This window comes from Rathayibacter sp. VKM Ac-2927, from assembly GCF_022815525.1.
GTDB lineage: Bacteria > Actinomycetota > Actinomycetes > Actinomycetales > Microbacteriaceae > Rathayibacter > Rathayibacter festucae.
The window spans coordinates 480,726-494,633 of sequence record NZ_JALGRT010000002.1 but is presented as its reverse complement, the minus strand read 5'-3'; the positions used below and the strand labels follow the sequence as shown (position 1 = coordinate 494,633).

Below are 13,908 nucleotides of genomic sequence, written 5' to 3'. Positions count from 1 at the left end.
GCCCTGTCAGTCGGAGGCCGGCGGAGCGACGCCGATGATGCGGTCGTCGTCCGACCCCGGCGACCCGCGCCCGTCCGTGTTGCTCGTCACGAACCACAAGGATCCGTCCGGCGCCGCGACCGCGTCCCGCAGCCGTCCGTACTCGCCCACGGCGTAGTCGGTCGAGGCCGACGGATCGGCGACCGGCACCGCGCGCAGCACCTCGCCGCGCAGGTTCGCCAGATAGAGCACGCCGTCCAGCTGCGCCATCCCGCTCGGGCTGGCCGCGCCCGGCTCCCACTGCTGCACCGGATCGACGAAGCCGTCCTCGCCGGCGATCCCCTCGACCTCGGGCCAGCCGTAGTTCGCGCCGGGCTCGATCACGTTCAGCTCGTCCCAGGTGTCCTGCCCGAACTCGCTCGCGAAGAGCGTGCCGTCCTCCGCCCAGGCGAGGCCCTGCGGCTTGCGGTGGCCGCTGCTCCAGACCAGCGATCCCGGGTAGGGGTTGTCGTCGGGCACGGCGCCGTCGAGCGTCATCCGGAGGATCTTGCCGGAGAGCTCGCCCAGGTCCTGCGCCGCCTCGCGCCGCCCGGCGTCGCCGACGGTCGCGTAGAGCATGCCGTCGGGGCCGATCGCGATCCGTCCGCCGTCGTGGGTGCGCGCCGCCGGGACGCCGTCGAGGATCGTCTCCGGCTCGCCGAGCGCGTACGCCCCGGCCTCGCCCTCGAGCGCGAACCGCTGGATCCGGTTGCCGTCGGCCGCGGTCGAGTAGGCGAACAGGGTCCGGTCCTCGACGGCCAGCCCGAGCAGCCCGCTCTCGCCCTCGGCGACCACGCCCTCGACCACGCCGACCTCACGGGTGCTGCCGTCCGCCGCGAGCTCGAGCACCCGTCCGCTGTCGCGCTCGCTGACGAGCGCGGTGCCGCCGTCGACGAAGGCGACCGACCACGGCGCCTCGAGTCCCTCCGCGACGCTGCCCGCCCCGACGAGCGCGCGCGCCTCGGGGCCGGGAGCGGCCGGAGTCGTGCTGCAGGAGGCGAGCCCCACGCCGAGCGCGAGCGTCGCGCCGACGAGGGCCGAGCGGAGGACGGGACCGGTCATCCCCCCAGGCTGCCCGCTCAACCTTCGAGAACTCTCACTTCCATGCTGGTCGAGCAGCCCCGGTGGGGCCTATGGAGACCCGCCGTCGCTCGGTGGGTGGATCTCGATACGCCCTCTGCGAGGGCTGCTCGATCAACATGAGGGGCCGCTGCGCGGGCTGCTTCTTTCTCCAGAAGGTCCGCTGCGCGGGCTGCTCCCTCGCCGACGACCGGCGGCTTACATGCTGGTCGAGTAGCTCCGAAGGGGCGTATCGAGACCCGAGCTCTGCCGGGCACCGGCCGCATCATCGCCCGGCGCCGCCGCCGCCGCCGCTAGCACCCCCGCGGATCCCGCGCACCCCCACCGCATGTCGCCCCTGCGGCGTAGCGTTGCAGAGGTGATGCGCCCCCAGATCAGCACCCTCGGCCAGCTGCGCGCCTCCGGGCACGCGCAGAAGACCCTCCGCACCGAGATCCGCGACAACCTCCTCGACGCCCTCCGCGAGGGCCGCGACCCCTGGCCCGGCCTGCACGGCTTCCAGGACACCGTCATCCCCCAGGTCGAGCGGGCGGTGATCGCCGGGCACGACATCGTGCTCCTCGGCGAGCGCGGCCAGGGCAAGACCCGCCTCCTCCGCACGCTCAACGGCCTGCTCGACGAGTGGACCCCCGTCATCGACGGCTCCGAGCTCGGCGAGCACCCCTACGAGCCGATCACCTCGATCAGCAGGCGCCGGGCGGACGAGCTCGGCGACGAGCTGCCCGTCGCCTGGCGCGGCCGCGAGGAGCGCTACGTCGAGAAGCTGGCCACGCCGGACACGAGCGTCGCCGACCTCATCGGCGACGTCGACCCGATGAAGGTGGCCGAGGGCCGCAGCCTCGGCGACCCGGAGACCATCCACTTCGGCCTGATCCCGCGCAGCCACCGCGGCATCGTCGCGATCAACGAGCTGCCCGACCTCGCCGAGCGCATCCAGGTCGCGATGCTCAACGTGATGGAGGAGCGCGACATCCAGATCCGCGGCTACGTCCTGCGGCTCCCGCTCGACGTCCTCGTCGTCGCCAGCGCCAACCCCGAGGACTACACGAACCGCGGCCGGATCATCACACCGCTGAAGGACCGCTTCGGGGCCGAGATCCGCACCCACTACCCGACCGCGCTCGTCGACGAGGTCGCCGTGATCCGCCAGGAGGCCGACCTCGTCGCCACCGTCCCGGACGCGCTGATCGAGATCCTCGCCCGCTTCACCCGGGCGCTGCGCGAGTCGTCCTCGGTCGACCAGCGCAGCGGAGTGAGCGCCCGCTTCGCCATCGCCGGCGCCGAGACCATCGCCGCCGCCGCGCTGCACCGGGCCACCCGGCGCGGTGAGGAGGAGGCGGTCGCCCGCCCGATCGACCTCGAGACCGCGGTCGACGTCCTCGGCGGCAAGATCGAGTTCGAGTCGGGCGAGGAGGGCCGCGAGGACGAGATCCTCGACCACCTCCTCCGCCAGGCCACCGCCGAGACGGTCCGCGCGCACTTGCGCGGGCTGGACCTCACCCCGCTCGTCACCGCAGTGGAGAACGGTGCGATGATCACCACGGGCGAGCAGGTGACGGCCGAGGAGTTCCTCGCGGCCCTGCCCGTCCTCGGTGAGTCGACCCTCTACGGCGACATCGCCGACCGCCTCGAGGCCGTCGGCGCGGGCCGCCGCGCGGGCGCCGTCGAGCTCGCGCTCGAGGGCCTCTACCTCTCCCGCAAGCTCAGCAAGGAGACGGGCGGGGGCGAGGCCGTCTATGGCTGAGCCGCTGGCCATCGGCCTCCCGCTGCCCGCCGGACTCCCGCTGTCCGCCGGACGCCCGCTGCCCGGAGGGCGCTCGCGTGCCTAGGGGCAACCGCCGGCTCGGGCGCGACGCCCGCTACTCCCGCTACGACGGCGGCCCGGACCCGCTCGCCCCGCCGGTCGACCTCGCGGAGGCGCTCGACGCCATCGGCGAGGACGTCATGGCGGGCACCTCGCCCGAGCGCGCGATGCGCGAGTTCCTCCGCCGCGGCGGCCGCGACGGCCAGGGTCTCGACGACCTCGCCGCCCGGGTCGCCGAGCGCCGACGCGAGCTGACGCAGAAGCACGGCCTCGACGGCACCCTCCGCGAGGTCCGCGAGCTGCTCGACCGCGCCGTCCTCTCCGAGCGCAAGCAGCTCGCGCGCGACACGCAGATGGACGACGGCGACCGCGCCCTCGCCGAGATCCAGCTCGACAGCCTGCCGCCCTCGCCCGCCGCAGCGGTGTCCGAGCTCTCGGACTACCGCTGGCAGAGCCCGGAGGCGCGCGCCGACTTCGAGAAGATCAAGGAGCTGCTCGGCGCCGAGATGCTCGAGCAGCGCTTCGAGGGTATGAAGCAGGCCCTCGAGAACGCGAGCGACGAGGACCGCGCGGCGATCGACGCGATGCTCCGCGACCTCAACCAGCTCCTCGAGGCGCACGCCCGCGGCGAGGACACCCCCGAGCAGTTCGACGCCTTCATGGCGCAGCACGGCGAGTACTTCCCCGAGCGGCCCGAGACCGTCGACGAGCTGATCGACGCCCTGGCCGCCCGCGCCGCCGCGGCCCAGCGGATGCGCAACTCGATGACCCAGCAGCAGCGCGACGAGCTCGACGCCCTCGCCCAGCAGGCCTTCGGCACCCCCGAGCTGATGCAGTCGCTCGGGCAGCTGGACGAGACCCTGCGGGGCCTGCGGCCCGGCGAGGACTGGGGCGGCTCCGAGCGGATGGACGGCGAGCAGGGCCTCGGCCTCGGCGACGGCACCGGCGTCTTCCAGGAGCTCGCCGACCTCGACGCGCTCGCCGACCAGCTCGCGCAGCCGCACGAGCGCTCGAACCTCGACGACCTCGACCTCGATCTGCTGGCCCGCCGCCTCGGCGACGACGCGGCGGTCGACGCGCAGACCCTCAAGCGCCTCGAGAAGGCGCTGCGCGACTCCGGCACCCTGCGCCGCGGCTCGGACGGCGCCCTCACCCTCACTCCCAAGGCCATGCGCCAGCTCGGCAAGGCGCTGCTGCGCGACATCGCCGACACGATCTCCGGCCGGCAGGGCGCGCGCGACGTGCGCCGGGCCGGCGCGGCGGGCGAGCGCTCCGGCGCGACCCGGCAGTGGGAGTTCGGCGACACCGAGGCCTGGGACGTCACCCGCACCCTCACCAACGCGCTCACCCGCACCGCGGGCGAGGGCCGCGAGACCGGCGCCGGCGTCCGGATCGAGATCGGCGACGTCGAGGTGCAGGAGACGGAGGCGCGGACCCAGGCGTGCGTCGCCCTCCTCGTCGACACCTCGTTCTCGATGGCGATGGACGGCCGCTGGGTGCCGATGAAGCGCACCGCGCTCGCCCTGCACACCCTGATCTCGAGCCGGTTCCGCGGCGACGAGCTGCAGCTGATCGCGTTCGGCCGCCAGGCCGAGGTGATGGAGGTCGAGCAGCTCGTCGGCCTCGACGCGGAGTGGGAGAAGGGCACCAACCTGCACCACGCCCTGCTGCTGGCCAACCGGCACTTCCGCAAGCACCCGAGCGCGCAGCCGGTCCTGCTGATCGTCACCGACGGCGAGCCGACCGCGCACCTCGAGCCGGACGGGCAGATCTACTTCGACTACCCGCCGGACCCGGTGACCGTCGCCGTCTCCGTCCGCGAGCTCGACGCCTCCACCCGCCTCGGCGCGCACACCACGTTCTTCCGGCTCGGCGACGACCCGGGGCTCGCCCGCTTCATCGACTCGCTGGCCCGCCGCGTCGGCGGCTCGGTCGTGAACCCCGAGGCGGACGACCTCGGTGCGGCCGTCGTGTCGTCGTACCTCGGCGCGCGCGGGGCGGCTCCCGGCGGGCGACCGCCCGGCGACGAGCTGTTCGGCCGCGGCTGGGGCTTCTAGAGCGTCGGGTGTCCGGGCGCCCGGTGCTCCCGGGCGCCCGGATCGCCGTCCGCGGCTAGAACAGCGGCCACGGCACGGCGGGCATGCTGCCGCGCGGTGCCGGGAAGCGGCCGGAGGAGCGGAGCCGGTCGCAGCGCTTGGCGAACGTCGCGATCTCCTCGTCCAGCAGCAGCTCGGACAGCGCCGCGCCGAGCGGCCCGTCGATCGCCGAGCGCAGTCGCTGCAGCGCGGACAGCTCGCCCTCGGTCAGCGGCTCGCCGACCCAGCCCCAGAGCACCGTCCGCAGCTTGTGCTCGACGTGGAAGGTCAGCCCGTGGTCGACGCCGTAGCGGTGGCCGCCCGGCATCTCGAGCACATGACCGCCCTTGCGGTCCGCGTTGTTGACCACGACGTCGAAGACGGCCATCCGCCGCAGCGCCGCCGAGTCCTCGTGCACGAGCGAGATGTCGCGGTCCTCGGCGTCGCTGCCGTCGAGGACGTGCCGCCAGCCCTCGGGCACCGCGTCGGCCGGCACCAGGTCGACGGCGTCCTGCTCCGGATCGATGTCCTGCCAGAGCTGCACCATGCCGACGCCCAGCGGCCCCTCGCGGAGCCAGGTGCGCGGCACGACGTTCCAGCCCAGCGCCTCCGAGGCGAGGTAGGCCGCGACCTCGCGGCCCGCGAGCTGCCCGTCCGGGAAGTCCCAGAGCGGCTTCTCCCCGGCGACCGGCTTGTAGACGACGGAGGTGCCGCCGATGCTGCCGAGGAACGTCGCGTTCGAGGCGACCGTGATCCGGCCGGTCAGCTCCAGCTCGCCGCTCTGCAGCTCGGAGTCGGCGGGCAGCTCGATGCCGGGCTGCCCGGCGGCCGGCTCGGACGCGTCGGTCATGTCAGCGGGCAGTCGTGCCCGTCGGGGTCCATCGGCTCGCCGCAGCGCGGGCAGAGCGGACGGCCGGCGCCGACGATCTCGAGCGTGCGCTTGGCGAAGGCGCGGGCGGTGCCGACCGGGATGCGCACCTGCAGCATCTCGTCGGGCAGCGTGGGGGAGTCGTCGATGCTGAGGTCGTCCTCGTCGTCGCCCTCGACCACCGGGTACGCCTCGATGACGACCTGCGCCGTCGACGGATCCCAGCCGAGGCTGAGGCTGCCGACGCGGAACTCGGCGGCCACCGGCTGGTCGAGCGGCTCGTTGTCGACGAGCTCGGGCGGAGTGCCGGGCGGCACGCTCGCCGGGTTGCCCTCGGCGGACATCAGCTGGTCGAGGATCTCGTCGATCTTCTCCGCGAGCAGCGCCGACTGCTGCTTCTCCAGCCCGACGCTGACGACGCGCGGCCCGGTGCGGGCCTGCAGGTAGAAGGAGCGGGAGCCGGGGGAGCCGATCGTCCCCACGACGACGCGGTCCGGCCAGTCGAATCCGTGCACGATGGGCATGCCCCCAGTCTACGAGCGCCCGCCTGACCCGCCCCTGCACGCCGACGGAGCCGCCCTTGCGGGCGCCGCCCCTTCCCACTGATCGAGCAGCCCGCGCAGCGGGCGCCCCATGCTGATCGAGTCGCCCGCTCAGCGGGAGTATCGAGATCCACCCCGCCCACCATCAGCTGAGAGCGGTGTCCCTCCCCCCACAGCCGAGGCCCACCCCTCTCAGCTGATGTTCTGCGCCGCTACTCGTGCCCCGCCCCGCCCCCGACCGGCGCCTCGGCCTCGGCCGGCGCCGGCGCCCGCAGCCAGCCCAGGTCGCCGGCCTCCGTGTTCATCGCGATCACGTCCGGCCGCCCCGCGCCGTAGCGGATGATCGACACCGACGCCGGTCCGACCGACAGCCGCTGGAAGAGATCGAGGTGCATGCCGAGCGCGTCGGCCAGCACCGCCTTGATGATGTCGCCGTGGCTGACCGCCGCCCACACCGCGTTCGCCCCGTGCTCCGCCGCCACCGCCGCGTCGTGCCGCCGGATCGCGGCGACCGAGCGCGCCTGCATCCCGGCCAGACCCTCACCCCCGGGGAACACCGCCGCCGACGGCTGGTTCTGCACGACCGACCACATCGGCTCCTTGGCGAGGTCCCGGAGCGAGCGCCCCTGCCACTCGCCGTAGTCGCACTCGGTGATCCCCTTCTCGATCGGCATCGCCGGCGAGCCGTCCTGCCGCTCGAGCAGGTACCGCGCCGTCTGCCGGCAGCGCTCGAGCGGACTCGACACGACCGCGGCGAGCGGGACCGCGGCCAGCCGCTCCCCGGTGCGCGCGGCCTGCGTGCGCCCGACGTCGTCGAGCCGGACACCGGCAGTGCGTCCGGCGAGGATCCCGGCGGTGTTGGCCGTGGTGCGCCCGTGACGGACGAGGAGGAGCGTGGGCATGCGGCTCAGCCTAGACACGCCCCCTCCGCACCCCCTCCGCGCGGCCCCGCCCCCTCCTCCCCGCGACTGATGCCGCGCGGCCCGCCCCTCGCTACCGTGGAGGAGCGGCCGCCCACCGCGGCCCCGAGGACACATGCACCGAAGGGACTCCCATGGACGGGACGAACGGCACGACGCCGACCGGCACCCCGCAGCACGCGACCGACTCCCCGCAGGACGGCGTCGATCGGCACGACGCGACCGCGGCCGTCGCGAGCCCGAGCACCGCGACCCCGGCCACCGCCACCCCCGCCCCCGCCTGGGCCGCCCCGGACGCCACCGGCCGCCAGGACGAGATCGCCCTCCGCATCCGCGGCCTCCGCAAGCGCTTCGGCGACAAGGAGGCCGTCGCCGGCATCGACCTCGATGTGCCGGCCGGCTCCTTCTTCGGCCTCGTCGGCCCCAACGGCGCCGGCAAGACGACCACCCTCTCGATGGCGACCGCCCTGCTCCGCCCCGACGCGGGCACCGTCACCATCCACGACGTCGACGTCTGGCGGGACACCCTCGAGGCCAAGCGGCTGATCGGCGTGCTCGCCGACGGCGTCAAGCTCTTCGACCGCCTCACCGGCCTGCAGCTGATCACCTACTACGGCCTGCTCTGCGGCATCGACCGCCCGACCGTCCTCGAGCGCGCCGACGACCTGCTCGCCCTGCTCGGCCTCGACCCCGCCGACCGCACCCTCGTCGTCGACTACTCCGCCGGCATGACCAAGAAGATCGCGCTCGCCTGCGCCCTGGTCCGCGCCCCGCGGCTGCTGGTGCTCGACGAGCCCTTCGAGTCCGTCGACCCGGTCTCCGCCGCGAACATCCGCGACATCCTCACCGGCTACGTCGCCTCCGGCGGCACCGTCATCGTCTCCAGCCACTCCATGGACCTCGTCGAGCGGATGTGCGACCGCGTCGCCGTCATCGCCGACGGCCGGGTCCTCGCCGCCGGAACGCTGGAGGAGGTCCGCGCCGGCTCCAGCCTCGAGGAGCGCTTCGTCGACCTCGTCGGCGGCCGCACCCACCAGGAGGGCCCGGCATGGTTGCGCATCTCCTGAGGCTGCGCCTGCTGCTGCTGCGCAACACGCTCACCCGCAACGTCTGGCAGCTGATCGGCGTGATCTTCGGCGGGCTCTACGCGGTCGGCGTGCTCGGCCTGGTGGTCGTCGGGCTGATCGCGCTCGGCGCCTCCGACCCGGCGTTCGCGAACGTCGCCCTGATCCTCGGCGGCTCCGCGCTGCTGCTGGGCTGGGTCCTCGGTCCGATCTTCGTCTCCGGCTCGGACCAGAGCCTGGACCTGCCGACCCTGGCGACCTTCCCGATCCCGCTCCGGACGCTGATGCTCGGCCTCGCCGCCGCGGGCCTCGCGGGCTTCCCCGGGATCGTCACCTCGCTGGGCGCGCTCGCCGCCGCGGCGGCCTGGTGGAGCAACCCCGTCGGCATCCTGCCCGGACTCGTCTCGGCGGTCATCGGCGTCGCCACCTGCGTGGTCGCCTCGCGCCTCATCGGCGCCTTGACCACCGGCCTCGGCTCGAGCCGCCGCTACCGCGAGGTGATCGGCGGCGTCGTCCTGGTCGTCGTGATCCTGCTCGGACCGCTGTTCATCGGACTCACCACCGTGATCAGCGACGGCCTCGACATGCTCCCCGTCGTCGCCTCGGCCCTCGGCTGGTCGCCGCTCGGCGCGATCTGGGGCGTCCCCGGCGCGATCGTCGCGGGGGAGTGGGCGGTCGCCGTCGGCCGCTTCGCGATCGGCGTCGCCACGCTCGCCGCCGTGGTCTGGCTCTGGGCCCGGGCGCTGCGGCACGCGCTGGCCGAGCCGGCCGCGTCCTCCTCGCAGGTCGCCTCGGGCGCGCAGGGCATCGGTCTCCTCGGCCGCTTCCCCGGCACCCCGACCGGCGCGATCGCCGCGCGGGCCCTCGGCTACTGGTGGCGCGACCCGCGCTACAGCCGCGGACTGCTGGTGATCCCCGCGGTCGTCGTGCTGGCCGTCTTCTACAGCGCGCTGCAGGGCGGCGGCTCGATGCTGGTCGTCCTCTCCTCCCTCTTCATCGCGCTGATCTTCGGCGTGACCCTCTGCGCCGACGTCTCCTACGACGGCACCGCCTGGGCCGCGCACGTCAGCTCCGGAGTCGCCGGCTCGGCCGACCGCGCCGGCCGCGTCATCGCCGCCGGCCTCATCGGCGTGCCGGCCGTGCTGATCGTCACCGTCGGCACCTGCCTCTACGGGGGTAGGCCGGAGTCGATCCCCGCGGTCCTCGGCATGGCGCTCGCGCTGGTGCTCAGCGGCTTCGGCGTCTCGAGCGTGGCGTCCGCGCTGGTCGTCTACCCCGTGCCGGCCCCCGGCGACAGCCCGCTGAAGACCCCGCCCGGCTCCGGGATGATCTCGAGCGTCGTGATGCTCGGCAGCATGGGCGCCACCGTGGTGCTCTCCCTGCCCTCGCTGATCCTCGGCACGATCTCGCTGGTCGGCGGCAGCCTCGGCGTCGGCCTCGGCGCGCTCGCCGCCGCCGTGGTCCTCGGCGCCGTGCTCGCCCTGATCGGCATCCGCGTCGGCGGCCGCATCCTCGACCGCCGCGCCCCGGAGCTCCTCTCCGCCCTGGTGACCATCGGCTGACCCACCCCGCCCCCGGCCACCCCTCTCTCCACTCTCCAAAAGTTGCGGTAGTCGCGCCCGACTACCGCAACTCCTGGATGCTCGCGAGCCTCCCCGTGCGCGGGGACCCGTCGACAACGCAGTAGTTGCGGTAGTCGCCGTCGACCACCGCAACTTCTGGAGGGTCGCGCGGGCGCGCGGGCGTGGACCGGGCGGGCGGCCGAGAGCGGGACGGGCTGCGCGGCAGGATGGGGGCATGCGCAGCCTCGAAGTCCTCCTCGACCCGGAGTCGGAGGCGCGGATCCGCGGCCAGTGGGAGGCGCTCGAGGCGGCCGGCATCCCGAGCCTCGCGCTGCACACGTCCGCCAGCAACCGCCCGCACCTCACCCTCCTCGCCGGCCCCGAGCTGACCCCGCCGCCGCCCGGCGCGCTCGGCGAGCTCCCGGCGACCGTCGAGCTCGGCGCCGTGCTGCTGTTCCCGCACGCCGGCCGATTCGTGCTGGCCTGGGGAGCCGTCCGCTCGCCCGCCTTCGACGCCCTGCACGCCCGCGCGACCGAGCTGATGCCCGGCGCCGTGCCCACCTCGCTGCCCGAGTCGTGGACGCCGCACATCAGCGTCTCCCGCCGCCTCCGCGCCGAGCAGCTCGGCCGGGCCGTCCCCCTCCTCGGCGAGCCCTTCACCGTCGGCCTCGCGAGCATCCGCTTCTGGGACGGCGACACCAAGACGATCACCGACCTCTGACCCCGCCGGCCCCTCGCCGACCCCGCCGCCCCGCGCCCCGCCCGCCGGCTTCTGGCCCGCCCGCTCCCGTCGACCTCCGGCTCGTGATTACACCCCCGGCTCGTGGAGTCGGGCGGTTCCTGCGTGCCGAAGATGCTTCCGCGTGCCGAAGCCGCGTACCGCCCATCTCCGGCTCGTGATTCCACCTCCGGCTCGCGGGATCGACCGATTCCCGCGTGCCCGAGGCCGTTCCGCGAGCCGGAGGCACCCCGGCGCCCGCCATTCCGCCTGCCCGTCCCTCCTCCCCAGCCCCGCACCTGCCGCGACCCTCCCCAGAACGCCGCTCGCCCGGGGCCGCGTCGGAGGCGGCGGGTAGAGTTCCACGGGTGACTGAGCCGACCGCGACCGCCCTCTCAACCGCCGAGCGCCCCACCGCGGACGCCCCGGCCGGCTCCTCCGCCGCGGCCCAGGAGATCCTCGAGCGGGTCTTCGGCTACGGCTCGTTCCGCGGCGAGCAGCAGGCCATCGTCGAGCAGGTCATCGGCGGCGGCGACGCGGTCGTGCTGATGCCCACGGGCGGCGGCAAGTCGCTCTGCTACCAGATCCCGTCGATCGTCCGGCCCGGCACCGGCGTCGTCGTCTCGCCGCTGATCGCCCTGATGCAGGACCAGGTCGACGCCCTGCGCGCGAACGGCGTCCGCGCCGAGTTCCTCAACTCCACCCAGGACATGGGCGAGCGCCAGCGCGTCGAGCGCGCCTACCTCGACGGCGAGCTCGACCTCCTCTACGTCGCCCCCGAGCGCCTCGGCAACGAGGGCACCAAGCAGTTCCTCGCCCGCGGCCGCATCGCCCTGTTCGCCATCGACGAGGCGCACTGCGTGAGCCAGTGGGGCCACGACTTCCGCCCCGACTACCTCGCCCTCGGCGAGCTGGCCGAGCGCTGGCCCGACGTCCCGCGCATCGCCCTCACCGCGACCGCCACCGAGGCGACCCACCGCGAGATCACCACCCGCCTGCACCTCGGCGCGGCCCGCCACTTCATCTCCAGCTTCGACCGTCCCAACATCCAGTACCGGATCGTCAACAAGGTCGAGCCGCGCAAGCAGCTGATCGACTTCCTCAAGCGCGAGCACGCCGACGACGCGGGCATCGTCTATGCGCTCTCCCGCAAGAGCGTGGAGGCGACGGCCGAGGCCCTGCGCGCGGCCGGCTTCGACGCGGTCGCGTACCACGCGGGTCTCGACGCCCGGGTCCGGGCCGCCGCGCAGTCGCGCTTCCTCCGCGAGGAGGGCGTCATCGTCTGCGCCACCATCGCCTTCGGCATGGGCATCGACAAGCCCGACGTCCGCTTCGTGGCGCACATCGACCTGCCGAAGTCGGTCGAGGGCTACTACCAGGAGACGGGTCGCGCCGGCCGCGACGGCCTGCCCTCCACCGCCTGGCTCGCCTACGGCCTGCAGGACGTCGTCCAGCAGCGCCGGATGATCGACGAGTCGCCGGGCGACCTCGCGCACCGGCGGCGGATGTCCGCGCACCTCGACGCGATGCTCGCCCTCTCCGAGACGGTGCAGTGCCGCCGGATGAACCTCCTCGCCTACTTCGGTCAGGACAGCACCCCCTGCGGCAACTGCGACACCTGCCTCGAGCCGCCGGCCTCGTGGGACGGCACGGTCGCCGCGCAGAAGTTCCTCTCGACGGTGGTGCGGCTCAAGCGCGAGCGCAACCAGCAGTTCGGCGCCGGCCACATCATCGACATCCTGCGCGGCAAGACCACCCCGCGGACGACCCAGCACAAGCACGACTCGATCGCGACCTGGGGGATCGGCGCCGACCTCAGCGACACCCAGTGGCGCGGAGTCGCCCGCCAGCTCCTCGCGCAGAGCCTGCTCGGCGTGAACGACGACGGCTTCGGCACGCTCGTGCTGACCCCCGAGTCGTCGTCCGTGCTGAGCGGCGAGCGCAAGGTCGAGCTGCGGCAGGAGCCCGAGCGCCCCGCGCGCTCGAGCGGATCGTCGCGCTCCGGCCGCTCCACCGTGTCCGACCTCTCGGCCGAGGCGCAGCCCCTGTTCGAGCGGCTCCGGGAGTGGCGCGTCGCCCAGGCCCGCGCGCAGTCGGTCCCGGCCTACGTCGTCTTCAACGACGCGACCCTCCGCGAGATCGCCACGGTCGAGCCGACCACCATCGACGCCCTCAGCGTCATCGGCGGCGTCGGCCAGAAGAAGCTGATCACCTACGGCGCGGCGGTGCTCGCCGTCGTCGCCGGCGAGACTCCCGCGATCGCCGAGCCCGACGAGAACCAGGAGGCGGCCCCCGCGAGGCGTCAGCCCGCAGCGCGGTCGACGGCCGGCCGGTCGTCCGGCGCCCGCCCGTCCTTCGGCGGCGAGCGGTCCGGCCCGCCCGTGTCCTCGGCCCCGCCGGAGGACGACTGGGTCCCGCCGGAGGAGCCCGACGAGGACCCCGGCTGGGACACCTACTGAGCCCGCCGCGGCGCTGAGCCCGCGGCGACGCTGATCTCATGAACGGCTGACCTCGCGGCGCCGACCCCGCGTCGTCGCCGGCTCCGCGAGGCCTCCCCGCGGTGGCGCCTGATCGGCTGTCGGGCCGAGCTGCGCCGCTCAGGTCCCCGAGCCGACCGTCGCCATCCAGCCGCCGAGCACGGTGCAGCCGAACGACAGCGCGAGCCCCGCGATCGGCACCCAGAACGCGATCCGCCGCACCACCAGCAGCACGATGGAGACTGCGACAGCCGCGAGGAACGGCACCCACACCCCGCCGGCCGCGACGAGCACGCCCCAGCCGATCAGGTCGCCGTCGCAGTCGTTCGAGCCCCCGCAGGCGTCGCTCGCCATCGCGAAGAAAAGTCCGAAGTAGGACAGCAGCAGCGTCGCCCCGAGCGCGCACAGGATCAGCACCATCGTCAGCACGAGGTCCCAGACCCGCACCGGGCGCCGCTGCCGGGCCGCAGTCCACGGTGTACCGGGCCCCGAGGGCCGCGCCGACTCCAGCGCCTGCACCGACTCCATCGAGGTGGGCGGCCGCCAGTCCGGCCGACTTTCGCGACGGGGCGGCGGGGGCGGAGGCAGCTGCGGCTCGCTCATGCCCCGAGCCTAGCCACGCCCCTCCCGCCACCCCAGGGCAGCGGTGGAGACGAGCGGAGCACGTCCCTCGTGAGCCTGCCGATCGACAAGGGTCGGATCCGACTCATGCTGGTCGAGTAGCCGCCGCAGGCGGCGTATCGAGACCCACCCGCTTCCATGCTGGTCGAGTAGCCCCGC

At 74.2% G+C, this 13,908-nt stretch carries 11 protein-coding genes; 6 read left to right on the top strand and 5 right to left on the bottom strand.

Features of this window, described 5'->3' with window-relative positions:
* Window positions 1-6: 6 nt before the first annotated feature.
* Window positions 7-1,080, bottom strand: coding sequence for a sorbosone dehydrogenase family protein (locus tag MT353_RS07545; RefSeq protein WP_243624009.1), 1,074 nt, complete (start codon window positions 1,078-1,080; stop codon window positions 7-9).
* Window positions 1,081-1,459: 379 nt separating this feature from the next.
* Between MT353_RS07545 and MT353_RS07540 the strand changes: the two genes are divergently transcribed.
* Together MT353_RS07540 and MT353_RS07535 are read left to right on the top strand one after the other, a co-directional pair.
* Window positions 1,460-2,842: a magnesium chelatase gene (locus MT353_RS07540; protein ID WP_243624226.1), complete on the top strand. Its 1,383-nt coding sequence runs from the start codon at window positions 1,460-1,462 to the stop codon at window positions 2,840-2,842.
* A gap of 77 nt (window positions 2,843-2,919) precedes the next feature.
* Window positions 2,920-4,959 (top strand): VWA domain-containing protein, encoded by a 2,040-nt coding sequence (locus tag MT353_RS07535; RefSeq protein WP_243624008.1) that lies wholly within the window; start codon window positions 2,920-2,922, stop codon window positions 4,957-4,959.
* Between the two features lie 55 nt (window positions 4,960-5,014).
* Here the strand turns inward: MT353_RS07535 and MT353_RS07530 are convergent, their stop codons facing one another.
* The 3 genes from MT353_RS07530 to MT353_RS07520 all read right to left on the bottom strand — a co-directional run bounded on the left by MT353_RS07530 (window position 5,015) and on the right by MT353_RS07520 (window position 7,289).
* Window positions 5,015-5,827 (bottom strand): SCO1664 family protein, encoded by an 813-nt coding sequence (locus tag MT353_RS07530; protein WP_243624007.1) that lies wholly within the window; start codon window positions 5,825-5,827, stop codon window positions 5,015-5,017.
* Complete coding sequence (locus tag MT353_RS07525) at window positions 5,824-6,369, bottom strand: DUF3090 domain-containing protein (protein ID WP_123732666.1); 546 nt, start codon at window positions 6,367-6,369, stop codon at window positions 5,824-5,826. Before MT353_RS07525 ends, MT353_RS07530 begins: the two co-directional genes overlap by 4 nt.
* Window positions 6,370-6,599: 230 nt before the next feature.
* Entirely contained in the window at window positions 6,600-7,289 is a 690-nt protein-coding gene (locus MT353_RS07520) for a histidine phosphatase family protein (protein WP_243624006.1), read from the bottom strand.
* Window positions 7,290-7,441: 152 nt separating this feature from the next.
* Here MT353_RS07520 and MT353_RS07515 point away from each other — a divergent pair, with 152 nt between their 5' ends.
* The 4 genes from MT353_RS07515 to recQ all read left to right on the top strand — a co-directional run bounded on the left by MT353_RS07515 (window position 7,442) and on the right by recQ (window position 13,110).
* Window positions 7,442-8,374, top strand: coding sequence for an ABC transporter ATP-binding protein (locus MT353_RS07515; RefSeq protein ID WP_243598125.1), 933 nt, complete (start codon window positions 7,442-7,444; stop codon window positions 8,372-8,374).
* The gene (locus MT353_RS07510) at window positions 8,356-9,933 is read left to right on the top strand and encodes a transporter (protein WP_243624005.1); all 1,578 of its coding nucleotides are present in this window, start codon (window positions 8,356-8,358) and stop codon (window positions 9,931-9,933) included. The genes MT353_RS07515 and MT353_RS07510 overlap by 19 nt, the downstream gene beginning before the upstream one ends.
* 235 nt (window positions 9,934-10,168) lie before the next feature.
* Window positions 10,169-10,654, top strand: coding sequence for a 2'-5' RNA ligase family protein (locus MT353_RS07505; RefSeq protein WP_243624004.1), 486 nt, complete (start codon window positions 10,169-10,171; stop codon window positions 10,652-10,654).
* A gap of 365 nt (window positions 10,655-11,019) precedes the next feature.
* Window positions 11,020-13,110 carry a DNA helicase RecQ gene (gene recQ / locus MT353_RS07500; protein ID WP_374204691.1) on the top strand — a complete coding sequence of 697 codons (2,091 nt, stop codon included), beginning with the start codon at window positions 11,020-11,022 and terminating at the stop codon, window positions 13,108-13,110.
* Window positions 13,111-13,248: 138 nt separating this feature from the next.
* On the opposite strand, the gene MT353_RS07495 is transcribed toward recQ, so the two are convergent.
* Window positions 13,249-13,731 (bottom strand): DUF6264 family protein, encoded by a 483-nt coding sequence (locus tag MT353_RS07495; RefSeq protein WP_243624003.1) that lies wholly within the window; start codon window positions 13,729-13,731, stop codon window positions 13,249-13,251.
* Window positions 13,732-13,908 lie beyond the last annotated feature (177 nt).